The 24,180-nt window shown below is 70.1% G+C and carries 15 protein-coding genes; 8 read left to right on the plus strand and 7 right to left on the minus strand.

All coding sequences use genetic code 11. The features are described from left to right. The coding region (locus tag ACJ8AN_RS27735) for a hypothetical protein (RefSeq protein WP_407758503.1) at positions 1–692 on the minus strand (692 nt) is incomplete at its 3' end. Positions 693–838: 146 nt separating this feature from the next. Here ACJ8AN_RS27735 and ACJ8AN_RS27740 point away from each other — a divergent pair. The 3 genes from ACJ8AN_RS27740 to ACJ8AN_RS27750 all read left to right on the plus strand — a co-directional run bounded on the left by ACJ8AN_RS27740 (position 839) and on the right by ACJ8AN_RS27750 (position 5,805). Next, positions 839–2,953, plus strand: coding sequence for a HEAT repeat domain-containing protein (locus ACJ8AN_RS27740; RefSeq protein WP_407758504.1), 2,115 nt, complete (start codon positions 839–841; stop codon positions 2,951–2,953). A 1-nt stretch (position 2,954) separates the two neighbouring features. Then, the gene (locus tag ACJ8AN_RS27745; protein ID WP_407758505.1) at positions 2,955–4,892 is read left to right on the plus strand and encodes a cyclic nucleotide-binding domain-containing protein; all 1,938 of its coding nucleotides are present in this window, start codon (positions 2,955–2,957) and stop codon (positions 4,890–4,892) included. Positions 4,893–4,974: 82 nt separating this feature from the next. Then, positions 4,975–5,805: a hypothetical protein gene (locus tag ACJ8AN_RS27750; RefSeq protein WP_407758506.1), complete on the plus strand. Its 831-nt coding sequence runs from the start codon at positions 4,975–4,977 to the stop codon at positions 5,803–5,805. Between the two features lie 3 nt (positions 5,806–5,808). Here ACJ8AN_RS27750 and ACJ8AN_RS27755 read toward each other — a convergent pair whose 3' ends face one another. Continuing rightward, on the minus strand, positions 5,809–7,059 hold the full coding sequence (locus ACJ8AN_RS27755) for an SLC13 family permease (protein WP_407758507.1): 1,251 nt from the start codon (positions 7,057–7,059) through the stop codon (positions 5,809–5,811). Between the two features lie 67 nt (positions 7,060–7,126). Here ACJ8AN_RS27755 and rtcA point away from each other — a divergent pair, with 67 nt between their 5' ends. Next, the gene (rtcA, locus tag ACJ8AN_RS27760; protein WP_407758508.1) at positions 7,127–8,200 is read left to right on the plus strand and encodes an RNA 3'-terminal phosphate cyclase; all 1,074 of its coding nucleotides are present in this window, start codon (positions 7,127–7,129) and stop codon (positions 8,198–8,200) included. A 156-nt stretch (positions 8,201–8,356) separates the two neighbouring features. Here the strand turns inward: rtcA and ACJ8AN_RS27765 are convergent, their stop codons facing one another. Next, a complete protein-coding gene (locus tag ACJ8AN_RS27765; protein WP_407758509.1) occupies positions 8,357–8,887 on the minus strand; it encodes a pilus assembly protein PilP in 531 nt (176 codons plus the stop codon). 352 nt (positions 8,888–9,239) lie between these two features. On the opposite strand from ACJ8AN_RS27765, the gene ACJ8AN_RS27770 reads away from it, so the two are divergent. Further along, positions 9,240–10,247 (plus strand): hypothetical protein, encoded by a 1,008-nt coding sequence (locus tag ACJ8AN_RS27770; RefSeq protein ID WP_407758510.1) that lies wholly within the window; start codon positions 9,240–9,242, stop codon positions 10,245–10,247. 15 nt (positions 10,248–10,262) lie between these two features. Here ACJ8AN_RS27770 and ACJ8AN_RS27775 read toward each other — a convergent pair whose 3' ends face one another. The 4 genes from ACJ8AN_RS27775 to ACJ8AN_RS27790 all read right to left on the minus strand — a co-directional run bounded on the left by ACJ8AN_RS27775 (position 10,263) and on the right by ACJ8AN_RS27790 (position 14,980). Then, on the minus strand, positions 10,263–10,451 hold the full coding sequence (locus ACJ8AN_RS27775; protein WP_407758511.1) for a hypothetical protein: 189 nt from the start codon (positions 10,449–10,451) through the stop codon (positions 10,263–10,265). A 99-nt stretch (positions 10,452–10,550) separates the two neighbouring features. Beyond that, positions 10,551–11,993: a hypothetical protein gene (locus ACJ8AN_RS27780; protein WP_407758512.1), complete on the minus strand. Its 1,443-nt coding sequence runs from the start codon at positions 11,991–11,993 to the stop codon at positions 10,551–10,553. A gap of 360 nt (positions 11,994–12,353) precedes the next feature. Next, on the minus strand, positions 12,354–13,349 hold the full coding sequence (locus ACJ8AN_RS27785) for an SDR family NAD(P)-dependent oxidoreductase (protein WP_407758513.1): 996 nt from the start codon (positions 13,347–13,349) through the stop codon (positions 12,354–12,356). Positions 13,350–13,807: 458 nt separating this feature from the next. Then, the gene (locus ACJ8AN_RS27790; protein WP_407758514.1) at positions 13,808–14,980 is read right to left on the minus strand and encodes a M48 family metallopeptidase; all 1,173 of its coding nucleotides are present in this window, start codon (positions 14,978–14,980) and stop codon (positions 13,808–13,810) included. A gap of 43 nt (positions 14,981–15,023) precedes the next feature. On the opposite strand from ACJ8AN_RS27790, the gene ACJ8AN_RS27795 reads away from it, so the two are divergent. The 3 genes from ACJ8AN_RS27795 to ACJ8AN_RS27805 are packed head-to-tail and all read left to right on the plus strand — an operon-like array spanning position 15,024 to position 24,168. Next, positions 15,024–18,377, plus strand: a complete 3,354-nt coding sequence (locus ACJ8AN_RS27795) for an AAA family ATPase (RefSeq protein ID WP_407758515.1) — start codon at positions 15,024–15,026, stop codon at positions 18,375–18,377. Continuing rightward, entirely contained in the window at positions 18,374–21,871 is a 3,498-nt protein-coding gene (locus ACJ8AN_RS27800) for an AAA family ATPase (RefSeq protein ID WP_407758516.1), read from the plus strand. The genes ACJ8AN_RS27795 and ACJ8AN_RS27800 overlap by 4 nt, the downstream gene beginning before the upstream one ends. Then, complete coding sequence (locus tag ACJ8AN_RS27805) at positions 21,868–24,168, plus strand: AAA family ATPase (protein WP_407758517.1); 2,301 nt, start codon at positions 21,868–21,870, stop codon at positions 24,166–24,168. Before ACJ8AN_RS27800 ends, ACJ8AN_RS27805 begins: the two co-directional genes overlap by 4 nt. The last annotated feature ends 12 nt before the right edge of the window (positions 24,169–24,180 follow it).

Below are 24,180 nucleotides of genomic sequence, written 5' to 3' on the forward strand. Positions count from 1 at the left end.
AGGCGCCTCGGGGCGAGGAGCGCGCTGAGCGCGGGGCTCGTCCGGAGCGTCGCGAGTGGGCGCCCCGTGGCGAGGGCCGCGGTGGCGAGCGCGGTGGCCGTCCGGAGCGTCGTGAGTGGTCGCCTCGGGGTGAGGAGCGCGGTGAGCGCCCCGCGCGTCCGGAGCGTCGCGAGTGGGCGCCCCGTGGCGAGGAGCGCGGTGCGCGTCCTGCGCGCAAGCCGTTTGGTGCCGGTGCGGGTGGCGAGCGTGGTGCCCGTCCGGCGCGCAAGCCGTTTGGCGCGGGTGAGGGCGGCGAGCGTGGTGCCCGTCCGGCGCGCAAGCCGTTTGGCGCGGGTGAGGGCGGTGAGCGCGGTGCCCGTCCGGAGCGTCGCGAGTGGGCGCCCCGTGGCGAGGGCCGTGGCGGCGAGCGCGGAGCCCGTCCCGAGCGGAAGTCCTTCGGCTCGAGTGAAGAGCGTCGGGTTCCCGCGCGCGGCGGTGCCCGTCCGGAGCGCCGTGAGTGGGCGCCCCGTGGCGAGGGCCGTGGCGGTGAGCGCGGCGCGCGTCCCGAGCGCAAGTCCTTCGGTCCGGGCGAGGAGCGCCGGGTTCCCGCGCGCGGCGCTGGCCGTCCGGAGCGCCGCGGTGCGGCACGCCCGGGAGGCGAGGGAGCCGGCGAGGGGTCGAAGCCCTTCGTCGATTGGCGCGCCAAGAAGCACCCGGAGCCCAAGCCCGGTTGGGACGCGCGTCCTTCCGGTGCTGGGGGGCCCAGGGGGCGAGGGCCCCGTAAGGGCCGCTGAGTCGTGGGCGGTCGCGCGCACCGCTGATATAACCGCCGGCGTCTCACGCTTTCCCTCGGAGAACGATGCGAACCGGCGCGCGCACCTTCCTCACCGTCCTGGCCCTCCTCGTTGCCCCTGGGTGTAGTGGGAGCCGGGACCAGTTGCTCGCGGATCTGCAGAGCCCTCGCCCCGAGGTGCGGGCTCTCGCCGTGAAGAAGCTCGCCGCGGACGCGCGTCCCGACGACCTCTCCCTCTTCACCCGCGCCGCCAAGGACATGGCCTCCATCGTCCGCGGCGAGGCCGCCGTCGCGCTCGGCCAGAGCCAGGATCCCCGCGTGGTGGATCTGCTCGGTGAGCTGCTCGAGGACTCCGACGTGGACGTCCAGGGCAAGGCCGCCATGGCCCTGGCGCAGGTGAAGAACGACAAGGCCAAGGCCTACCTCACCCTCCAGTACGGCCGCCGGGGCCGTCAGACGCGGCAAGTCATCGTCCAGGCGCTCAAGCAGGCCAACGTGCCGGGCGCCATGGCCGAGGTCGTCGCCGCCGAGTCCAAGGCCATCTGGGAGCGCAACCTGCTCACCCTCAACGAGGGCTCCCTCCCCGAGCGCGTGGGCGCCGCCGAGGAGCTGGGCAAGAGCGGCCGTCCCGAGGCCTTCAACCGTCTCATGCCCCTGGTGCGCGACAGCCAGGTCATCCTCGCCGCCGCCGCGGTGCGCGGCCTGGGAGACCTGGGCGACAAGCGCGCGGCGACGGCCATCCTCCCCCTGCTCGACGAGAGCTTCCCCGAGCTGCGCGAGTCCGCCATCACCGCGCTCGTGCGGCTGCAGGAGCCCCAGGCCATTCCCCGCCTGCAGGCCGTGGCCGTGGAGAAGAGCGCCGTGAGCCCCCTGGCCATCGACGCCCTCCTGGAGCTGCCGCGCCAGCCGCAAACCGATGCCGCGCTGTGCACCATCGCGCTCGACGCCGTCACCTCCGAGGCCATCCCCGTGGCCCGCGCCATGCGCGAGCGCGGCGGCTGCCCGCTCGAGCCCATCGCCGATCGTCTCTCCCGCGGCTCGTCCGCCGCCAGCGGCCTGCAGGCGGTGATCGGCCTCGGCCCGGTGGCCAGGGAGCTGCTGCCCAAGGTGCTGCCCTATGTCACCCAGGGCGATGCCACGCTGCGCGCGCTCGCCGTGGACGCGGCCGCCGCCATCGGGGACGCCTCCGCCGCGCCCGTGCTCCAGAAGGCCTACGAGCAGGAGCTCGCGACCGTGCAGGCCATCCGCCAGGACTGGGTCCCCCAGGCGCTGCCCGAGCGCTACGGGCCGGGGTTCGATCCCTCCCAGCCGCAGGAGAGCGCCGACAAGGAGAAGATGAAGGGCGAGAAGCACTCCACGCTCCTGGCGCGCGTGAAGGCGCTCAACGCCGCCAAGGCGCGCAACCTGGGCCGGCCCGTGGTGCAGCAGCGCGCGCCCACCGAGCTCTTCGACGACGTGGAGTCCTCCCGGCTCGAGCCGCTGGCCGGACTGCTGCGCGCGCTCGGGGCCGTGAAGGCGCCCGGGGCGCTGGAGCTGCTCAAGGGCTTCGCCGGGGACTCCAGCGTGACGGTGCGCACCGCCGCCCTGGTGGGCCTCACGCGGCTGGGGCCCGAGGGCGTGGCGCTCGCCAAGAACGGCCTCTTCGAGTCCGAGCGCGATCTGCTCAAGGTCCTGTCCCAGGCGCTCGCCGAGCAGGGAGAGGCCGGTCAGGCCGCCCTGGTGGAGATGCTGCCGCAGATCGGCGGGGAGAAGCTGGTGCTGCTCGACGCGCTGAGCCGTGGCGTCGCGCCGGCCTCCGCGTCCGAGGTGCTCCAGAAGGTGGTGTCCGAGGGCGGCCCCGAGTCGGTGCTGGCGGCCACGCAGCTCGGCCGGATGAAGGCGAAGACGGCGGTGCCCACGCTGGTGAAGGCGCTGGAGGATTCGTCGAGCCTGGGCCGGCGCGAGCTGCTCACCGCCCTGGGCGAGATTGGCGACAGCTCGGCGGCCGAGGTGGTGGCGCGCGACCTGTACCATGACCTGCCGGAGATCCGGGCCGCGGCGGCCGCCGCGCTCGCGAGGATGGGCACGGGCGCCCAGGCCGATGCACTGGACGCGCTCAAGAGTGACTACTACCGTCGGGTGAGGGAAGCCGCCATATCGGCGTTGGCCAAGACAACGACCGCGGCGGAGGGGGCACGCTGACATGGAGCCACGGCAGCTCAGGGACAAGGCCAACGAAGCCCTCACCAAGGGGCGCTTCCCCCGAGCCGCCGAGCTCTTCGAGGAATACTGTCAGCTCGACCCGAAGGACTTCCAGGCGCGCGTCCGCCTGGGGGATACCTGGGTGAAGGTGGGCAACAACGCCCGCGCCATCACCGCCTACCAGGCCGCCGCCGAGGGCTTCGCCCGCGAGGGTTTCCTCCCGCGCGCCATCGCCGCCAGCAAGCTCATCCTGGAGCTGGATCCCTCGCACCAGGGCGTGCAGCAGATGCTCGCCAGTCTCTACGCCCGCAGGGGTGGAGGCCGCGCGGTGACGCCCGCGCCCGTGGCGGCGCCGAAGGCCCCGGTGGCCCCGCCCCAGCCTCCTCCCACCACGAAGCAGGTCATCGTCCCCGCGCCGCCCACCGCGAAGCAGTCCGCGCTGTACATCGAGCTGCCCCCGGAGATCGACGAGGCCCTGGCGGACGACGAGATCGCCGAGGCCTCCTCCATCGAGGACGCCGCGGCATCGGTGTCCTCCCCGGCGGGCATCGAGGTGGAGTTGGACCTCGACGATGCGAGCACCCCGCCGCCCGCCGAGGCCGCGGCGGACCTCGAGGTCGAGCTGGATCTCAGCGACGCGGAGACGGGGAGCACCGGGTCCGCGCCGTCCCAGCCCGCCGTCGCCAAGGCCGCGCCTCCGGGTCTGCGCCGCCGCTCGGGCGAGGTCCGGAGTCCCGAGCTGGAGGCGCCGCCGGCCCCCGCGCCTTCCCTCCCCACGCCTCCGCCGATGCCACTCCGGGTGGCCGCGGTGCCGTCGGCCGCCTCCTCTCGCATCGAGCGCTTCACTCCCAACGAGGGCGTGGACTTCGAGCCCCCGGTGCCGGGCAGCACGCCTTTCACGGAGCTCGCCGTGGGGGCGGACTCGCTCCTGCACGCGGTGGAGATGGCGGCGCTCGCGGGTGCGGGCGCGGAGCTTCATCAGCCGGAGCCCGCTTCGTCCGGGAGCCCGGCCGGCAGCGCGAGCCCGATGGAGACGGAGCTGATGGGGGCGGACGAGCCCGTCTCCGAGACGCCCGCGCCGGAGGGGGAGGGGGAGCTGCCGAAGATTCCCCTCTTCTCGGATCTGCCGCGGGACGCCTTCATCGCGCTCTTCGAGCGCTGCCCGCTGCGCCGCTTCCCCGAGGGCGCGCGCATCATCGAGCAGGGCAGCCGGGGCGACTCCTTCTTCGTCATCTGCGCGGGCCGGGTGCGCATCGTGCGCCAGACGGGCGCCGAGCTGAAGGAGCTGGCCGTGCTGGGCGAGGGCGCCTTCTTCGGCGAGATGGCGCTGCTGTCCGGTGCGCCGCGCTCGGCCTCGGTGCTGGGCGCCGCCGAGGAGACGCAACTGCTGGAGATCTCCGCGCCGGTGCTGGCGGACCTCTCGCGCCGCTACCCCCTGGTGGCCCGGGCGCTGAGGCGCTTCTGCCGGCAGCGGCTGCTGTCGGACGTGGTGAATACCTCCGCGATCTTCCAGCCCTTCGGCCGCAAGGACCGGCGCGAGCTGGTGGAGCGCTTCCGGGCCCGCGAGGTGCGCCGCGGCGACATCATCATCCACGAGGGCCACCCGGTGGACGGCCTCTACGTGGTGCTCTCCGGAGAGGTGTCGGTGAGCAAGGCCGGCCAGCCGCTGGCCCAACTGCGCGAGGGCGAGCTGTTCGGCGAGATGTCCCTGCTCCAGAAGACGCCCGCCACCGCCACCGTGACGGCCTCGCGCAACACCTCGCTGCTGCGCCTGCCTCGCGAGGACTTCGACACCCTCATCCTCACCCACCCGCAGATCCTCGCCCTCGTCTCCGACCTCACCGAGACCCGTCAGCGCAGCAATGACGCCCTCCTTGGAGGGCATACCAACGTCACCGACGAAACGGCGGAGTCCTTCAAGGATCTCCTGCTGTTCTGAAGGCTGCTCCCCCTGGGAGAGAGTGTGCGGCGCTCGACGCCGTGCGTTGGGTGAAATCAGAAAAGTGCTGTATTTGTGGGGAATGGGGCGGATCTCATTCCTCGGATTCCTGGCGCTTCTCACCGTGGGTTGCGCTTCGCAGCGGCTCGCGGGCGCGGACTTGGATCGGGTGAAGCGGCCCGCGTTCATCTCCCGCATCGAGATCGACGCCGGCCCGCGCAGCCTCGTGTTCCGCGAGGACAGCGCCTACAAGGACAAGCTCAAGAAGCTCGAGCCGAAGGAGGCCGATCGCCGGTTGCAGGCGAAGCTGACCGCGGCGGTGACGCGCTTCGAGGTCTCCGAGCGCCTGCGCGTGAACACCTTCCGGCAGCTCCCGCAGGAGCGGCCGTGGGTGAACACGTTGGACCCCGCGCGGGTGGCGACGATGCTGGAGAGCTTCCTGGTGGAGGAGGTGCCGGCGAACGCCCCGGACTACGACTTGCTCTCGCGGCTGGGCGCGGACTCGGTGGTGGAGTTCGTCATCCAGGACTACGGGATGCGCAGCGACCACGGGCGCGCGGGCGCGTACATGAAGGGCTACGCGCGGATGTTCAAGCTCAACGGGCGCTCGGAGATCTGGCGCCGCCCGTTCGAGCTGGACCGGGTGTCCGAGAGCGCGGAGCACCTGGATCCCTTCAAGGTGGGCAAGGAGCCGGCTCTGTTCCGCCAGGAGCTCACGTCGATGCTGGACGTGCTGGCCGGGCAGTTCGCCGAGGAGCTGAGCCCGAAGGATCGCAAGGCGGGCGCGCCGCCCGAGGGCGTCGAGGGCTCGGGGCCGGACAGCGTGAACCGAGTGGGCCGCGAGATGCAGGAGCCCGCGAAGCCCGCCGAGCCCCCGCTGCCGCCCGGCGAGCTGCCGGATCCGGATCCGTAGCCGCTAGAAGAGGGCGTGCTCGGCCAGCAGCACCGCGAGCCCGAGCACGAAGCTGACGAGGGTGATGGGCAGGCCCACGCGCAGGTAGCCGAGGAAGCTGATCTCGGCCTTGCCGCGCGCGGCCTCGAAGACGATGAGGTTGGCGACGCTGCCCACGAGCGTGAGGTTGCCGGCCAGCGTCGAGCCGAGCGCGAGCACATGCCAGCCGAGCACCGGCTCGTGGAGCGCGGGCACCCAGGCGCGCGCCAGCATGACGAAGGGCACGTTGCTGAAGAGGTTGGAGGCCACCAGCGTCAGCCCCGCGAAGCCCAGGGTTTCGCGCCAGGGCGGCCCGGACATGAAGGGCGAGAAGACGCGGTAGATGTCATCCGCCCAGCCCGCCTTGTTCACGCCGTAGACGACCACGAAGAGGCAGGCGAAGAAGAGCAGCAGGACGTAGTCCACGCGCTCGATGGCCTGGCGGGGTACGGAACGGCGCGCGAGCGTCATCACCACGGCGGCCCCGGCCAGGGCGCTCCAGCTCATGGGCAGGCCGATGAAGAAGGCGGCCACCACGCCGAGCAACGTCACGAGCGTGAGCCCCAGCAGCGGCCGGTCCATCGGAGGCGGGGGCGGATGCGTCTCGAAGCGCTCGTGCGAGAGCGCCTTGCGGAAGACGAAGAGGAGCCCCGCGACGACCACGGCGGTGGACACCACGGCGGGCAGCGCCATGTACGCGACGAACTGCGCATAGGGCAGCCCGGAGGCGCCTTGGATGAGCATGTTCTGCGGGTTGCCGGTGAAGGTGGCCACCGAGCCCGCGTTGGAGGCCATGCACACGGCGAGCAGGTACGGGATGGGAGGCAGACGCGCGTCCTCGACCACCACCAGCACGAGCGGGGTGAGCATCAGGCAGATGGTGTCGTTGACGAGGAAGGCGGACAGGAAGGCACTGGTGCAGGCCACGGCCACCAGCAGCAGCCGGGGCGTATGGGCCTTGCGGAGCGCCCAGGCGCCGGCCGCGCGGAAGAACGAGGCCTGCGAGAGGTAGTCCGCCAGGAGCATCATCCCCAGCAGCAGCACCAGCGTGTCCATGTCCACGGCATGACGCGAGCGGTCGGCGCTGTAGTTGAAGACCTCGGCGGGGGCGACGATGCCGGCCACCACCATGAGGACGGCGCCCACGAGCGCGCCTCCCGGGCGATCCAGCTTGGGATAGGGGAGGCGGATGCCCGCGATGAAGACGTAGGTGAACAGGAAGATGGCGAGGGCCAAGGCGGGCGGACAGTAACCGAAAGCCTTCTGCTACGCTGCGCCCGCCTTTTTTCGGACGGGGAGGGGCATGGCAGGCGACGACCGCCACGATGGACCGGTGGAGCTCGACGGAAGCGAGGGCGAGGGAGGAGGGCAGATCCTCCGCTCGGCGCTGTCGCTGTCGCTCATCACCGGGCGGCCCTTCCACATGAAGCACGTGCGGGCCAACCGCCAGCCCCCGGGGTTGAGGCCGCAGCACCTCGCGTGCGTGCGGGGCGCGGAGGCGATCAGCGGGGGCCAGAGCGAGGGCGCGGCGGTGGGGGCCTCGGAGCTGCGCTTCCAGCCGGGGCCGGTGCGGCCGGGGAACTACGTCATCGAGGTGGGCACCGCGGGCAGCACGCCGCTGCTCTTCCAGTGCCTCTTCTACCCGCTGGCCCTGGCGGGAGGGGGCTCGCTCACGCTGCGCGGAGGGACGCACCTGCCGCACAGCCCGAGCTACCACTACGTCGTGGGGGTGTGGCTGCCGGTGGCGCGGGCGTATGGAATGAACGCCTCGCCGCGCCTGGTGAACGCGGGTTTCTACCCGGAGGGTTCGGGGGAGTTCGTCGTCGAGGTGGAGCCCGTGCGCGAGCCTCCGAGCCGGGTGGAGCTGCCAGCGAGAGGCACGCTGAACGACATCTCGGTGAACTCGTTCGTGGGAGGGCTGCCCTTCAGCATCGCGGAGCGGCAGTCGAAGGCGGCGGTGGCGGCGCTGCGCGAGCGGGGCATCTACAGCCACGCGGAGAACAGGCCAATGCCGACGACGCGCTCGGTGGGCACGGTGACGTTCATCCTGGCCCAGTTCGAGAACACCCTCGCGGGCTTCACGGCACTGGGTGAGCGGGGCCGTCCAGCGGAGGAGGTGGGGCGCGAGGCGGCCGAGGAGCTGGCGCGCTTCATGGAGAGCGGGGGCGCGCTGGACGAGCACCTCGGGGACCAGATTCTGCTACCGGCGGCGCTGCTGGCGGCGGGGAAGCTGGGGCCGGCCTCGCCCGCGACGACGCGTTACACGACGCAGCGGGTGACGGAGCACCTCACCACGCACGCCTGGCTCATCGAGCGCTTCCTGCCCGTGCGCGTGACGGTGGAGCCCGGGGGCGCCGTCGAGGTCGCCCCCGCATGAAGCCGATGCGCTCCGCCTCGATGGAGTCGGCGGCGCCTCTGCCGGGGGCGCGCGAGACGCTGCGGACCCTGCTCGCCTTCGACACGAGCCCCGAGGGGACGGACCACCTCGTGTGCGTGCGACGAAGTAGGGGGGAGGTGCCCGCATTTCCCATCGTCACCTCTCGCCGAGCTCGAGCGGCGCGTCCGCGCGCATGCGGAGCACCGTCTCCTCCCTCCGCGCGAGGCCCTGGGCATCGGGCCAGGATTCCACCACGACGACCGCGTCTCGCAGCACCTGCTTCACCACGCCGCCGTGCTTGCCGATCCTGCTACCCCGGTAGACCGAGTAGCCCTTCCCCCGAGGGCTCTCGAGCACGGCCACGGGGTTCCCCATCCCCGACACGATGCCCGTCAGCTTGAGCTCGTCGAGCGTGTAGCGGCAGAGGGGCTCGAGCGTTTCGTCGCAGCCCTCCAGAGACACGGGCTCGGGGGTTGGCGCGATTTCGAAGCGGAAGGGATCCCGCCTCCCGATGGGGTTGTAGCTGTAGGTGGCGATCGGGTCGGACCTCGCGATGGGCTCGTGGGCCGGCGCCGGAGCAACGGCGAGAGGCCGTGCGGAAACGGGAGCGGGTGCGGGTTCGGGGGCCCGAGCGGAGCAGCCGGAGAACAGGACTCCGAAGGCGAGGGCGGCGAGAGATGGCTTCATGCGAGCACCTCCTGATGAGGGACGGACACCCTCGCGAATGCGCGGGTTCCGGGTGGCGCGGGTGCCAGCCCGCGAGCCCCTCATGATGCGCGTTCCTCGCGAGGGCGCGACATGCACCGGGAGGCAGATCTGTCCACGACTGCCCAGGCGCGCGAGGGCGTGACAGACAGGCCGTTACTTTGCACCGCGAATGCGAACGGGAAACGGGTTGTGCGCCCTTTCCCGGGGCTTTTGACTTTCCTCCCTCGCGTAGGGAATCGTCCCTCGTGACCTTCTGGCCCAAGCCGTCGGGCGCCGCGAGCACCCCGTCCACCGTGGCGGGTCCGACCCCTCCGTGAGACAGTTCCCCGCGATGAGCGCTGCCCTCGATATCACCCTGGAAGCCGGAGACGTCACCGAGTCGCACGCGGACGTGGTGCTGCTCAAACACGCGCGGGGCTTCTTCGGCGCGGATCAATCCGTGGCCCGGCGGCTCGAGAAGGTGGGCATCTCCGAGTCACAGCTCGAAGTGCCCGTGGGAGCTCACGTCTTCGTCGAGACGCGGGGCGCCATCGGCGCGCCCCTGGCGCTCTTCCTCGGGACCGTGAGGCTGGGGAGCTTCGGCTACCACGAGATCCGCCAGTTCGCGGCCCGGGCGCTCCAGGCGCTCGAGTCGCGCCCCGGCATCCGCCACATCGCCTGCACGGTGCACGGTCCGAACTACGGCCTGGATGAGGACGAGGCGGCGCTCGCGCTCGTCGGAGGCCTCGTCGAGGCCTTCCTGCGAGGCGCCGGGCCCCCGAGCCTGGAGCGCATCACCGTCGTGGAGCTGCAGCCGCGGCGCGCGGAGCGGCTGCGGCGGGCCCTGGAGCGGGGGCTCGGGAAGACTCCCGGGGTGGAGCCGCTGGCGACGGGCTGGGGCTTCCGCGTCAAGCGTCCGGGCCAGGGTCAGGCCCAGGTCGTCCAGGCGCCACCGCTGGCCACGGCCGGAGCGCAGTCCCTGGCCAAGCCCCACGCCTTCGTGGCGATGCCCTTCGCTCCCGAGCTCGAGGACGTCTACCACTACGGCATCCTGGGGCCGGTGAAGGCCGCGGGACTGCTGTGCGAGCGCGTGGATCAGGCCGTCTTCGAGGGAGCCATCATCCAGCGGATCAAAGAGCGCATCGACACCGCGAAGGTCGTCATCGCGGACCTCTCCATGGCCAACCCGAACGTGTACCTGGAGGTGGGTTACGCGTGGGGCCGGGGGCGGCAGACGATCCTGCTCGTGCGCGACATCAAGGAGCTCAAGTTCGACGTCGCCGGGTACCGCTGCCTCATCTACAAGAACATCCGCGACCTGGAGACGCAGCTGTCGCGCGAGCTGCAGCACCTCGGCTGAGGGCTCCGGGAGGCCCTACTTCCGCTCGGGGTCCTTCGGGCGGAAGAGCGGGCAGCGGAGCACCGGCTGGGGCGGGTACTTCTGCGGCAGCAGCGGGCAGAGGATGAACGTGGACGTCTTCGTCTGCACGTACTTCGGCGGCGCGGCGCAGCGGTGACAGAGGCTCGTCGGGAAGGGCAGCGAAGACGGCGGCTTCTCGTCCATGGTCACCCCCACCCTCTAGCACGCGCGTGCTGACGCGTTGAACCCCAGCGCCAGCGTCAGGGGCGCACCGCCTGACGCTGGCGTCCGCGGCACTTCATCTCAAGGCAGACTCACGTTGAGGCAGGCGGGCACCCCGTTGTTGATGAAGTAGCTGTTCGTGCGCTGCAGCAGGTGCCCGAGGTCGGTGGAGGGGTTCGTCTGGGCCTGTTCACCGGCGCCGAAGATCATCCCGATGCCGTGGGCCGCGGCGACCTCCCGCGGGTGCTCGAAGAAGTAGTCCAGCCGGTTGTCCTTCCAGTGCTGCTCATAGCCGGGCATGGACATGTTGCCCACGGGGACCTGCCACCACAGGTTGGGCAGGCCCATGCGCTCCGAGAGCGCCTTGGAGAAGCGGAAGGCCTGCTTGAAGTTCGGCAGCGTGGCATTGGTCGTGTCCCACCAGCTGTTGCGGCCGTACATCACCTGGTAGTACTGGGCGTCGCGGTCGCTCGTCTCCACCGCCACGAAGTCACCCGAAGCCCCCCCGCACTCGCGCAGGAAGTCGGCCACCTTCACGGCCTCGGCCTCCACGTTGAGCGAGGGATCCTTGTTCATCATGGCGTCGATCTTCGTGGCCCACGCCGAGGCGTGCAGGCCCACCTTGGCGTTGGGGGCGTACTTGCGCGCCATGGCGATCATGCAGCGGCCCATGCCGGCGATGGTGTTCTCGATGGACCCGCAATCCGTGGGGTTGGCCGAGGCCACCGCCGCCGGAATCATGTGAGGATTGGTATTCACCTGCTGGGCGTAGGCCCAGAAGTCCGGCTCGAGGTGAAGGAAGGCGGTGGAATACCCAACCTGCTTCAGCACGAAACGCCAGTCATTGTAGTAGCGCTGCATCATGGCCACGTCTTGCGTCTTGGCGACCTCCTGCGAGCCCTCCGCCACGCGGCTGGTATGGAGGACCTCGTAGTAGGTCAGCATGGGAATCTGTCCCAGGGTGGTGGTCTTCGTGAGGAAGTCGCGCAGGAACTGCCCCGGGGCGACCAGATCCCACTGCCAGCAACCCCACCACCCGCAGCCACTGGGATTGGAATTGGAGCAGGACTGGCCGGCGGAGGAGCAGCTCGAGCTGCACGAGTTGCACACGTTCGTGCTGTCGAACAGGCCGCCCGCCAGGTAGATGTAACGGATATCGAACGGCGCCAGCCCGGCCACGTCGTCATTCGTCTTCGCGCCGACGAGCACGTGGTCCTTGCCGAGTGTCTGGAGCAGCTTCTCGCCGAGGCAGCTCGTGGTCGTGCCACCGTCCGAGCCGCCCGAGCCCGCGTCTGGAGTACCGGCGTCGTAGCCCGAGCCCGCGTCCGGCGTGCCCGCGTCAGAGCCCGTGCCAGCGTCGTAGCCCGCGTCTGGAGTACCGGCGTCGTAGCTCGTGCCCGCGTCCGTCGAGCACTTCTTGCAACCGCCTCTCGCCGCCTCCGCCTCCGTGGGCGATCCGCCGAGGGCGTAGAAGAACATCAAACCCGGGACCAACAGCAACAACCACCGCGCGCGGGATTGCATGTGGCACCTCGTGGAATTCGTGTCTGATCCTTTGACATAAAATCAGACCCCCGATCCACGAAAACAATCACGCGCAATTCGTCTTTAGTTTCTAATTTATGTTTGCGATTCCGGTGCCGATAGAAGTTTTCGAGGAGAGCCCGGAAACTCTGGCGTGAATGAAAGTTTTCACGGAATGGCCTGACCGAGCGTCACTGGGGCCACACACCCAAGGTCTACTTCCCGCCAGGGCCCAGGGAATGCAGCGGCCGGGGCACCTTCATGAAGTGCGAGTCCCGGTAGAGCACGTTGTAGGCGCAGGAGGCACGTTGGTGCCGTCCGGCTCACGTACCAGTACCCCGGCCCTCCGGGCGCTTCGTATCAGCGGGCGGCGGGGGCCTTCGGGACGAGCCCCTGCTCGCGCAGGAACGTGACGGTGCGCGCGACGCCCTCGGCGAGCGGCGTGGGCTGGAAGCTCAGCTCCCGCCGCGCCTTGCTCGAGTCCACGCGCGCGTCCCACAGCAGGAACGAGAGCTGGCCGGGCGCGATGAGCGGCTTGAAACCAAACGTCCTCGCGAGCGGCGCGGACACGTTGGCGAGCAGCTTCATCATCAGCTCGGGAGCGATGGGGGGCACGTTGCCTCCACCGGCGGCCCGGATGATCTCCGTGGCCAGCTCCCGGCTGCTCACGTGCGCATCGGCGACGAGGAAGCGCTCGCCCGAGGCCCCGCGCTCGGCCGCCGCGAGGTGCACGTCCGTCACGCCGTCCACGTACGCCACCGACACGCCTCCGGGAGGCAGCGCGGGTGCCTCCCGGTTGAGGACCTGGAGGAAGATGGAGTTGAGGCCCACGTGCACGGGGCTCGGCCCGTATACGGCCGCGGGGTTGACGTACACCACGTCGAGCCCCTGCTGGCGGATGGCCTCCGCCTCGCGCTCCGCCGCCTGCTTCGAGCGCTCATAGGCGGTGGGCTTGGGGTGGGGATCGATGTTCGTCTCCACGAGGGTGCCCCCGCGCGGCGCGCCAAAGACATCCATCGTCGAGGTGTACACCACGCGCTTGACGCCCGCGGCGAGCGCGGCCTTGAGCACGTTGACGGTGCCCTGGCGGTTCACCTTGTCGAAGATGGTCTCGTCCGGCTGCCACTGCTCGGGCATGCCAGCGGTGTGGAAGAGCCGCTCGGCGCCGCGCATGGCGGCGGGCAGCGACTCGGGGTCCGTGACGTCGCCGCGCACGAGCTCCACCTCGGCGGGGAGCAGGCGCTTCGCCTTGTCGGTATCGCGCACCAGCGCGCGCACCGTTTTCCCCTGTGCCACCAGCCTGTGGGCGATGGCGTTCCCGATGAGGCCCGTGGCCCCCGTGACCAGCACGTTCATGTCGTTTCCCCCGAGGTGAGCGCCCGTTCTACCGCACCGGCCCTCCCGCCTCCAATCTGGCGGTGGGCGCGCTGGGCTTCCTCGAGCTGCGAACGTCCGAGGCAGACGCGGAGCGCCGTGATCGACACTCCGAGCACAAACCCATCATGCTTACATCTCACGACATACCCTGTCCCATGACTCGAACATGCCATGCCTACATTGGCTTCTTTTGTATGGAAGACGAGTCACCCAATGAATGACATGCAATGAATGACATGTATGTGTTTGGCATTTGTTTTATGTATTTCGTTGCGGACTTTGTTTGTTTGATTGTGTTTTGCTTCAGGAGTGGGTGGCCTCTATGTGATTTATGTATGTATTTCATTGAATTGAAATACATACAAATAAATCAAGCACCACGCAATCAATTGCAACAATACCAGTGTGATTAGTGTCTGTCTTTGCTGTAATCCCTATCAATCCAGCGGATGGGCGGCGCCCCGGAGGGCCTCGTCCACGAGCCATACGGGCACGGAGAGCGACTCGGCCAGCCTCCGCAGCTCCAGGAACCCCGTGTCGTCCACGTTTCCGTCCGGAGCCGCCACCAGGGTGAGGTGCTGCACCAGCCGGGCCCGCTCGGAGAGGGTTGCTTCCTGGCGCACCCGGGCCAGCGCATCTCCCAGTTCCCGCCGGGCCGGCTCGGAAGAGGGGACCCGCTCTCCCAACGCGAGCGCCCGTTGCAGCAGCTCGGCACGCTCGGACTTCTCCTCCAGATACGAGGGCGCCAGCTCCCGGAGATCGCGTTCCAGCAGGGTATCGGCCTCGTCGTCCGAGCGCCCTTCATCACTCGCGTAGCGGCCCGCGATTCGGAGGAACGTCCTCGTTCCCGAGAACGCCGCGAGGGCACGCAGCCTCATCGGGCCGAAGGCCTGGGTGCTGAAACAGCCGAGCGTGTCGTCGTCCTCGCGCGGCTTCTCGCGGGCCGCGGGCTCGGACAGGAGCGCGTCCACCTGGCGCGCATGGGTTTGCAGCTCGGACTTCACCGGCGCGGAGGACAGACCGGCCGTCAGCTTGAACAGGGCACTCGCGGCGGCCTCGGCATCCCGGGCGCACAGCAGCCCCGCCCGGTCCGCGCTCACCTCCGCCGCCCGGCTCCACACGTACAGCCCGAGCGCCACGGAGCGCCGGAGGCTCCCCCCCGAGGTATCCGCGGCCATGGCCGCGGCCGGCAGCGGAAGGGCGAAGTGCTCCAAGACAAGGTGGCCGAGCTCGTGCCCGAGGACGAAGCGCAGCTCGGCGTCCGTGAGCACCTCGAGGAGCCGCGCCGAGAGGACGATGGCGGGCGTCTCCGGCGGGCCATCCACCGCCGAGGCCCGGATGACCGGCTCCGGATGGACGAACACCTCCACGGGCCCGTCATGGCCGAGCGTCTCCTTGCAGGCGGCCAGTGCATCCATCACGCCTGGAGCCGTCGAGCGCGTCAGCCGGAACGCCTCCGCCAACCGCCTCCGCCTCGCGACGGTGCCGAGCCCACCCGGCAGCTCATCCACACGCCGCACGGCCCGCTGGAGATCCTTGTCGGCGAGCAGCTCGTCACGCATGCGCCGCTCGGTCACGGATTGGAAGAAGCTCGGATTCACGTGCGGCATGCTATCCCATTCACGAGGAAGGGCGGCATAGGATGCGCGCCACATGGCCCCTTCCGACGCCGCGCCCGGGACCCTCGACTTCTCCACTCCGCTCCTCTGCCAGCAGCTCTGGAATGGCGACTACCAGGTGTTCCCCGTGGCCGCGCCGGCCCTGACGAGCCACGCGCCCACGCTCGAGGCCTGTCTGTCCGAGCAGCGCCTGTTCCTCGAGGAGCACCTGTCCCGGGTGGAGCCCGAGGAGCTCGCCCGGTTCTCCCTTCCCGCGCAGGTGCGGCTCGAGCTGTTGGAGATCCTGGCGCCGCGCGCGGAGCTGCCCAAGCGTCTCTTCAAGCCCACCACCGTCGAGCTGGCCTCGGTCGTCGTGCCGCTCCCGGAGGAGACGTGGGTCTTCGTCCCCGCGTTGGATCACACCGTCTTCGTGGGCCCGAAGCAGGACGTCCGGGAAACGGTGCGCATGGACGTGGAGCGGTTGCTCGCCGCGCGAGAGCCCACGGCCCACGAGTACCTGCGGCTGTTGCCCCCAAGGGCCGTGACGCTCGAGTCCCTCCAGCTCACGCTGCGCCGCCAGGACGCGAGCGACAAGGCCCGGCAGGCGAAGAAGACGCTGGAGGAGAAGCTCAAGCGCGACCGGGCACACGAGGTGCTCCTCTCCGTCTCCACGCCCCTGCACGATCGCGACGAGGCGAAGCATGGGCCGCCGCTCATCGGCCGGGACACCGAGCTGACGCTGCTGTCGGGCCTGCTCGGAGGGGAGAAGCGGCAGGGCGTGCTGCTCGTCGGGGCGGAGCTCGTGGGCAAGACGGAGCTGCTCCACGCGTGGCTCCGGGCCGAGCGCAAGGCCGGACGCCACCGGCGTGTGTATGCGACGAGCGGCTCGCGGCTGATCGCCGGCATGTCCGGCTTCGGCCAGTGGCAGGAGCGCGTGCTGCGTGTGATGCGCGCCGCACAGGATCTCGACGCCGTGCTCTATTTCGAGAACCTCGGCGAGCTGCTCGCGCAGCACTCCACGGAGTCCATCAACATCCCCGGCGCGATGAAGCCCTTCCTCGAGGAGGGCAAGGTGCGCTTCCTCGGCGAGCTCACGCCCGATGCGCTCGACCTGATGGAGAACCGCCACCCCGGCCTCTTCGCGGTGCTCGGGCGCGTGCGCCTGGAGCCCCTGGGGACGCGGCACACCCGCGAGGCACTCCGGACCCGGGCGGCCTGGCAGCGGCAGGCGGAATCCACCCGGCCCGTGCTGGCCGATGACGCGGTGGAGCCGCTCGTGGACCTGGCCGAGCGCTACCTGCCGAGCCGCGCCCTCCCGGGCAAGGCGGTGCGGTTGTACGAGGAGATGCGCGCGGGCCTGCAGCAGGAGCGCACGGGCGATGGCCGGGCCCCCGTGCTCACCCGCGAGCGGGTGTACTCGCTCTTCAGCCTCAAGACGGGCGTCCCCGAGTTCCTCCTGCGCGAGGATCGGGCGCTGCTCGCCGGCGAGGTCGAGGCGCACTTCCGCCGCCAGCTCGTGGGCCAGGAGCTCGCGGTGCGCCGCGTCGTGGAGACGCTGTGCATGGTCAAGGCGGGACTGCAGCCGCAGGGCAAACCGCTGGCCACCTTCCTCTTCGTGGGCCCCACGGGCGTCGGGAAGACGGAGCTGGCGCGGCTGCTCGCCACGTTCCTCTTCGGCTCGCCGGAGCGGATGTTCCGCTTCGACATGAGCGAGTTCATGGACGCCTACGCCGCCGAGCGGCTCATCCGCGGCAGCGGCCAGGGCGAGGGACTGCTCACGCGGCGCGTCCGCCAGCAGCCCTTCTGCGTGCTCCTGCTCGACGAAATCGAGAAGGCCCACCCGGCCGTTTTCGATCTGCTCCTACAGGTCTGCGGGGAAGGGCGGCTCACCGATGCGCGGGGCCAGACCGCCTGGTTCCACAACGCCATCATCATCATGACGAGCAACCTCGGCGTGGCGCACCGCCGGGGCCCGCTGGGCATTGGCGCCACCTCGGTGGACGACAGCTCCTACTACCTGCGCGAGGTGCACCGGCACTTCCGGCCCGAGTTCGTCAACCGCATCGACCAGCTCATTCCCTTCCACCCGCTCACGCCCGAGCAGGCCGCGGAGGTGGCCCGGCTCGGCGTGGACAGGCTGGGACAGCGGCGCGGCCTGTTCCAGCGCGGCATCTCGCTCCATGTCCCGCTGGAGATCACCACCGCGCTCGCCGCGTCGGGCTACCAGGAGGCCTATGGCGCCCGTGCCATGCGGAGGCACCTGGATCAACAGCTCGTCGTGCCGCTCGCCCGCGTGCTCTCCTCGGCCGGGCCCGAGGCCCAGGGTGGACGTGTGGAGATCGCGCAGCGTCCGGAGGGACTCTCGGTGGAGCTGACGCGGGGGAGCCCGAAGTCGACGCGGAATCAGCTCGGCCTGGTGTACGACCTCCAGTCGCGGCGGCGGGAGATCGACGCGTGCTTCCGGTTGGACGCGGTGGAGCACCTCGCGGAACAGCTCCGCTTCCTGGTGGCCCAGCTCGCCCAGGGAGACCTCCGCCAGGCACGAGGCCCCGAAGCCGTCTCGATGGGGAGGCTGAGCCACGAGCACAGCCGGCTCGATGAGCTCTGGTCCCAGGCGCAGCGGCTCCGTTCGGCACTGATGGCCGCCGAGGAACTGGCGCTGATGGCCCTCTTCGAGCAGCAGGACGTCACCCCCTTCGTGGATGACGGGCTCGGGCAGCTCCAGGCCCTCCGCCGGTTGATGCCAGCGGTGTTGCTCGCGCTGCAGCCCCGCCGCGATGGCATCACGCTCATCCTCCAGGAGTCCGGTGAGACGGGGGCGCTCGAACGCTGGCTGCTGCCGCTGCTCGACGACGCGCCCCGGCGAGGCTGGTCGGTTGGAGGGCGCCTGTCGGTCACCGCCAGGAGCAGCGATCGCACACGCAAGTGGGACGACAAGGTCCTCGACGCCGCATGGCTGCGCAAGGCCTTCACCGATCCCGAGCGCACCTCCCGGGAGGTGCTGTTGTCGGTCAGCGGGCCCTATGCCGGCTCGTTCCTGGCGCTCGAGGCCGGGCTGCATCGCTTTCCGCCCACGAACAAGGACGAGCCCGTCCTCTTCATCGTCAGGCCCGTGGGCATGGTCACCATCCTGTCCGAGAAGGAGCTCGAGTTGCCGGCCATCGCTCCTCCGCCCCAGCCGCCCCTCAAGGAGCTCCGGCTGACGCCCGCCATGCGTGAGCACCATCCCGACGGCTCGGTCCTGCTGTGCGATGACGCGCGCAAGGTCCAGCTCGACGGCCGGGACTACTTCCAGTCGCTCGAGCTGATCCTGCTCGAACACCTTCTCCACCTCGAACGCTCCAGCGGTTTCGATCCCGAGAGTGGCTTCTCCTTCGCGATCGACGCGCTCCGGGGGGCGAACCGATGAACCTCACCATCGCCGTCTACCAGCGCCGGGATGCGTCCGGGGGCTACCAGTGGACCACGCTCGCGCTCGGCCCGTACACCCGAGAACGCGAGGGCCGGAGCACGGTCAAGCTCCAGCAGAAGCTCGTGGACGACCTCCGGACCATCATCGGCGAGCTGCCGATCCAGGAGCTGTCGTACTTCCAGCTCCCCCGAGGCATCCGTCTGGAGCGGGTGCAGCTCGAGCTCGACTTCAAGCGCGTGCGTGCCGGAACCGAGACGCCGCGGTTGTCCGGACTCTTCCCGCTCATCCTCGAGCCGCGCTGGCGCACGCGCGATGAGCTCATGACCATCGCGTACCACCCCGCGCGCCAGGACGAGTGGTTCCCGGTCGATACCGGCGCCAGCCTGGAGGAACAGGCCAAGGCCTTCTTCACCCGCGCCTGGGCCCGGCTGGAGCTCCATGAGCTGGAGGACCTGCGCTCCAATCGCAAGGACAGCCTCAAGGCGCTCGCGTTCATGGCCTCGCCGAGGTCGTTGATCGACGAGCTCGGCAAGAAGAAGGGCCCCTGGGACGATCTGGAGATCGAGGACCGGCCTGGGAAGGAGAAGAAGAAGAAGTCGGGCGGCGGTGGCAACCGGGTGCTCAGCAACCTGGGGACGAACCTCACGCTCCAGGCGGCGGAGGGCTCGCTCGAGACCGGCATGCCGCGCGGCCCCTACCGCGAACAGTTGCAGCTCCTGCTCGGCGCAGAGCGGCGCACGCCGGTGCTGCTCGTCGGGCCTTCCGGCTGCGGCAAGCGGACCCTCATCCGCCGCTTCGTCGCCGAGCAGCTCGAAGCCGAGGGCTTCCAGACGCACCGCAACCTGGACAAGGTCACCGAGGTCTGGACGATCGCCGGCAAGCGGATCATCGCCGGCATGAGCTACGTGGGCGACTGGGAGCAGCGCTGTCTCAAGCTGCTCGAGGACGCCAAGGGCGGGCGGCGCATCCTCTTCGTCGAGGACCTGCATGCCTTCGGCCGAATCGGCCGCTCGCGTGACAGTGACACGAATCTGGCGCTCTTCTTCCAGGGGGCGCTCGCGCGTGGGGAGATCACCCTCGTGGGCACGGTGACACCCGAGCAGCTCCAGCGGCTCGAGTCCGATGCCCCGTCCTTCGCCGCGCTCTTCACCCAGCTCCATGTGCGCCCCACGGGCGCCGACGAGACACTCCGGATGCTGCTGCACGAGGCGCGTGAGCTCGAGCACAAGCACCGCATCTCCTGGGAGGTTCCGCTCTTTCCGGCGCTGCTCGAACAGGCCCACTCGCTCTTCACCGGGAGCGCGCTGCCGGGCAAGGCGCTCGATCTGCTGCGCTCGCTCGCCACGGAGCTGGGCAGCCCCGGCCGTCAGCTCGGAGTCGAGGAGCTGTTCACCTATCTCTCCCGCAGGACGGGCCTGCCGGACTTCCTGCTCGGCCCCCAGGACAAGCTGGACCCCGAAGAGGTGCACGAGGCCCTCTCGTGCAAGGTGATGGGACAGACGGATGCGGTGCGGGTGGCGTGCGATCTCGTCGCTCGCATCCACGCGGGGCTCACGGATCCCCGGCGGCCCTACGGTGTCTTCCTGTTCACCGGCCCCACGGGCACCGGCAAGACCGAGCTCGCGCGCGCCCTCGCGGGCTACCTGTATGGCGATGCCTCGCGCATGGTGCGGCTCGACATGGCCGAGTTCCAGACGCCGGACGCCGTCGCGCGCCTCACCGGTGACGCCTGGCAGCCCGAGGGCCGTCTCACGCGCCTGATTCGCGAGCAGCCGTTCTCGCTCGTCCTGTTCGATGAGATCGAGAAGGCACATCCCTCGCTGCTCAACCTGCTCCTGCAGACGTTCGACGAGGGCCGGCTCACCGACGCCTCGGGCGAGACGGCGGACTTCACGCACACCGTCATCGTGATGACGAGCAACCTCGGGGCCCGGCGCAAGCCGCCCGTGGGCCTCGTGGCACCAGACGCGCGCTCGATGGAGCTGGATGCCGACCGGGCCGTGCGCGAGTTCTTCCCGCCCGAGCTCTTCAACCGCATCGATCAGATCGTGCACTTCTCGCCGCTCTCGCGCGAGGTGGGCGAGAAGGTCGTGGAGAAGGAGTTGGCGCGGTTGCTGTCCCGGCACGGGTTGACGTCTCGCAACATCTTCGTGGCTGCGGATGACGCGGTGAAGCGGCGCATCGTCGAGGAGGCTTTCGATCCCCATCTGGGCGCCCGGCCGCTGAAGCGCTACCTGGAGGAAAAGGTCGGGCAGGTCCTCTCCGAGGCCATCATCCAGGGGCCGCAATCCCTGATGCGGCTGTTCCAGCTCTACACCCGCGATGACCGCTTCCAGGTGCAGGCCGACGCGCTGGTGCCTCGCGAGCCGGTGGCCGAGGGCTTCGCGCTGGAGCCGCTCCTGTCTCTCCCCATCGCGAAGCTGCGCGAGAAGATGCTCGAGGCGCGCGAGGTGGTGCGGGGAATGCGCGAGAGCGCCGACCTGGGCGCGCTGTCCGAGCAGGTCCGCTTCCACCTCGAGCGCCTGCACGCGGGCGAGCGCGAACACGCCGAGTCCCTCTACACGCTCGATGCGATGCGCATGTACCTGGAGGAGTTCGCCTCGCAGCTCGAGTCGCTCGCCCGTGCCCCCGAGGAGGATGCGCGCGAGATGATCGAGGTCGAGCGTTTCGCGGTCGTGGAGCGCCGCCGTAACGCCGACAACGATGGGGAGAATCTGCGCGTCCGCCTCTTCGATCGGCGGGCGCTCGCGCCGGTGGGGGTCGTCTCCCGCGAGCAGATGCTCGACGGGCTGTCCGAGGTCTACTTCCTGCAACGCATCCTCCGGGAGCTCTCCAGCCCGGATCAGCACGTGGTCATGCTGGAGCTGCTCCCGCTCGGGCAGTGGCGGCAGGGCGTGCCCTCCGGTTCGCTGCTCACCCGGTGGCTCTGCATGGCGTACGCCCATTCGCGCGGGGCCATCGAGTCCTTCGCCGTGCACCTGCCCGGGGGCGCCGTGGTGTCCGGTGGCCTCCGGCAGCTGCGCGAATTCCTCGGCACGTCCATGGTGGAGCCGGTGCACGCCGCCATCAAGCTGGTGGGCCCGGGCGTGCGGCCCTTCTTCGAGGGTGAGGGCGGACTGCACGTCTGGCAGTCCTCGGGTCGCCTGCCGGAGATCGTGAAGGTCCGCGTCCACGAGGCGAACGCGCCCGAGCCCCGGGAGTTGCTCGCGTTGCATGCGGTGAAGCTCCAGGCCTTCCACAAGGCTCGCCAGGAGGGCGTGAGCCCGCTCCCGGAGGATCCCGAGTCGGCCGCTCCCGTCGTCCGCGCCTACCGCTTCGAGCCTCCAGCCCGCGCGGGCACGATGTCCGTGCTGGAGCTCGAGGACTACCTGCTCACCCATAGCGGCAGCCACCGCGTGAGATCTCCCGAGGACGCACTGCCAGCACTGTGGCGGTTGAGGATGAGCCAGAACCCGGCGAATGGCCACGAGGCCACGAAGGTGACGCCATGAGTGACAAGAGCCTTCGCGTCTACTTCACGACCCACCACGACGGGCGGCTCACCGGGCAGCTCCTGCCGATCTGGGAGAGCTTCTTCGACGGGCCTCCGCCGTCCGCCTACGGCACCAGCGAGGCCGAGGTCTACGCAGTGCTGGAGACGCGGGTGCGGCAGATGCTGCTCGAGGATCCGGCCGCGCTCGAGCGGTTCCTCTGGGAGGAGAACCTGGAGGCCCGGACGATCTCCGTGGAGATCCATCCGCAGACGGTGCACAAGAAGCGGCCGGTGATCGCCAAGGCGCTCGTCCCGCTGCGGCTGACGTACGTGTACGGGAAGCTGGAGAGCGGCGCCTGGCGCGTGCGGGTGCCTCGCTTCGGCTGGTCATTCGTGATCGAAGAGCTCTCCATCGCTCGCGAGGTGCTGCAGAACGCGCTCACCACCGCGCTGCTCGGGGAGAAGCCCCAGGGCCTCTACGACTTCCGCCACGAGGGCGAGGAGTACGTGTGCAGCTGGGACCCGGGCGGGCTTCAGCGCGACACCCGGCGCGGCGCTCACGAGGAGCGGGCTCCCGAGGTGCTCGAGCAGATCGGCGAGGAGCTGACCTCGCGCGCCCTCGGTGGCAGGCAGCCGGCGCTCGTGTACGACGCCGAGTCGATGCGGGAATGGCTCGCCCATGCGAAGCGACAGCCGCCGCAGTCGCTGCTGCTCGTCGGAGGCCCGGGCGCTGGCAAGACGAGCCGCGTGTTGATGCTCGCGCGGTTGATCGCGGAGCAGCGGCGCGAGGACAAGACGGCGCGGCTGCCCGATATCTGGCGCACCAGCGCCGAGCGCATCGTCGCCGGTATGGTGTACCTGGGCATGTGGCAGGAGCGCTGCCTCAAGGTTGTCGACGCGCTCTCGTACGAGAACGACTACCTCTACGTGGACCGGCTCACGTCGATCCTCACGCCCCAGCCGGATGGCTCGTCCATTGGCGATCTGCTCCTGCCCGCGGCGCTGAGTGGCGAAATCTCGCTCATCGCCGAGTGCACCGAGGCCGAGCTCGAGCGCTGCCAACGGCGTTTCCCGGAGGCGTTGCGCCCCTTCCGCATCGTCCGCGTCGAGCCGCCCCCGGCCTCGCAGGTGCCGGACTGGATGGTGCGCTACCAGGCGGCGAAGCGTGGCCGCGTGAGCATCCACCCCCTGGGCCTGCGGCAGCTCGTCGGGCACCTGGAGACGTTCCAGCGCGACAGCCTTTTCCCGGGGAAGGCCTTCCGGTTCCTCGACTGGCTCGAGCAGCAGGGGGAGCGCGGCAAGGCCCGGACGCTCTATCCGAGCGATGTCTCCGAGGCCTATGCGCGCTACACGGGACTGCCGCTCCAGCTCATCAGTGATGAGATTCCCGCCGAGCAGGCCACGCTCGCGGGCCAACTGAGGCAGGGCGTCATCGGCCAGGAGCGCGCCTGCGAGCTGTCCGCGGGGGTGCTCGCGCGGTTCAAGGCCGGGCTCAATGATCCGGAGAAGCCGGTGGGCACGTTGCTCTTCGCCGGGCCCACGGGCGTGGGGAAGACCGAGCTGTCCAAGCAGCTCACGCGCACGCTCTTCGGCAACGAGGACCGGATGATCCGGCTCGACATGTCCGAGTACATGCTGCCCGGTTCGGCCCAGCGGTTGATGGAGGTGGGCCCCGGCATCACCAGCCTCGCCGAGCGTGTGCGTCAGCAGCCGATGTCGCTCGTGCTCTTCGACGAGCTGGAGAAGGCGCATCCGGACGTCTTCGATCTGCTGCTCGGCATCCTGGGAGAGGGGAGACTCACCGACAGCCTCGGGCGGCTGGTGGACTTCCGCATGACGGTGGTCTGCATGACGAGCAACCTCGGCGTCGAGCAGTCGGAGCCCGCGGGCTTCGGCGCCGAGCGGGGCGCGGAGGACTTCATGCGCGCCATCCGCCAGGCGTTCCGGCCGGAGCTGTTCAACCGCATCGACCACGTCATCCCGTTCCGCCGTCTGTCCGAGGCGGATGTGCTGCGCATCGTCGACCTGGAGCTGGAGAAGGCCGCCTCCCGGGCGGGACTGCTGCGGCGCAGGCTGCGGCTGGTGGTGGAGCCGGATGCCCGGGCCTGGCTGGCCCGGTACGGGTACGATCCGAAGCTCGGCGCCCGGCCGTTGAAGCGGCTCATCGAGGCGAAGGTGATGGCGCCCATCGCCGTGCGGCTGTCGGCGGACGCCGCGCTGGAGGGAGCGATGCTTCCGGTGGTCGTCGCGGGCAGTGACGCCGAGCGCATGCTGCGGCCGGAGTACCGCGCGCTCGCGACGATGCTCGGCGACTGAGTCCAGGACGGG

Source organism: Archangium sp. (assembly GCF_045802675.1).
In the GTDB taxonomy this organism is placed as follows: Bacteria; Myxococcota; Myxococcia; order Myxococcales; family Myxococcaceae; genus Archangium.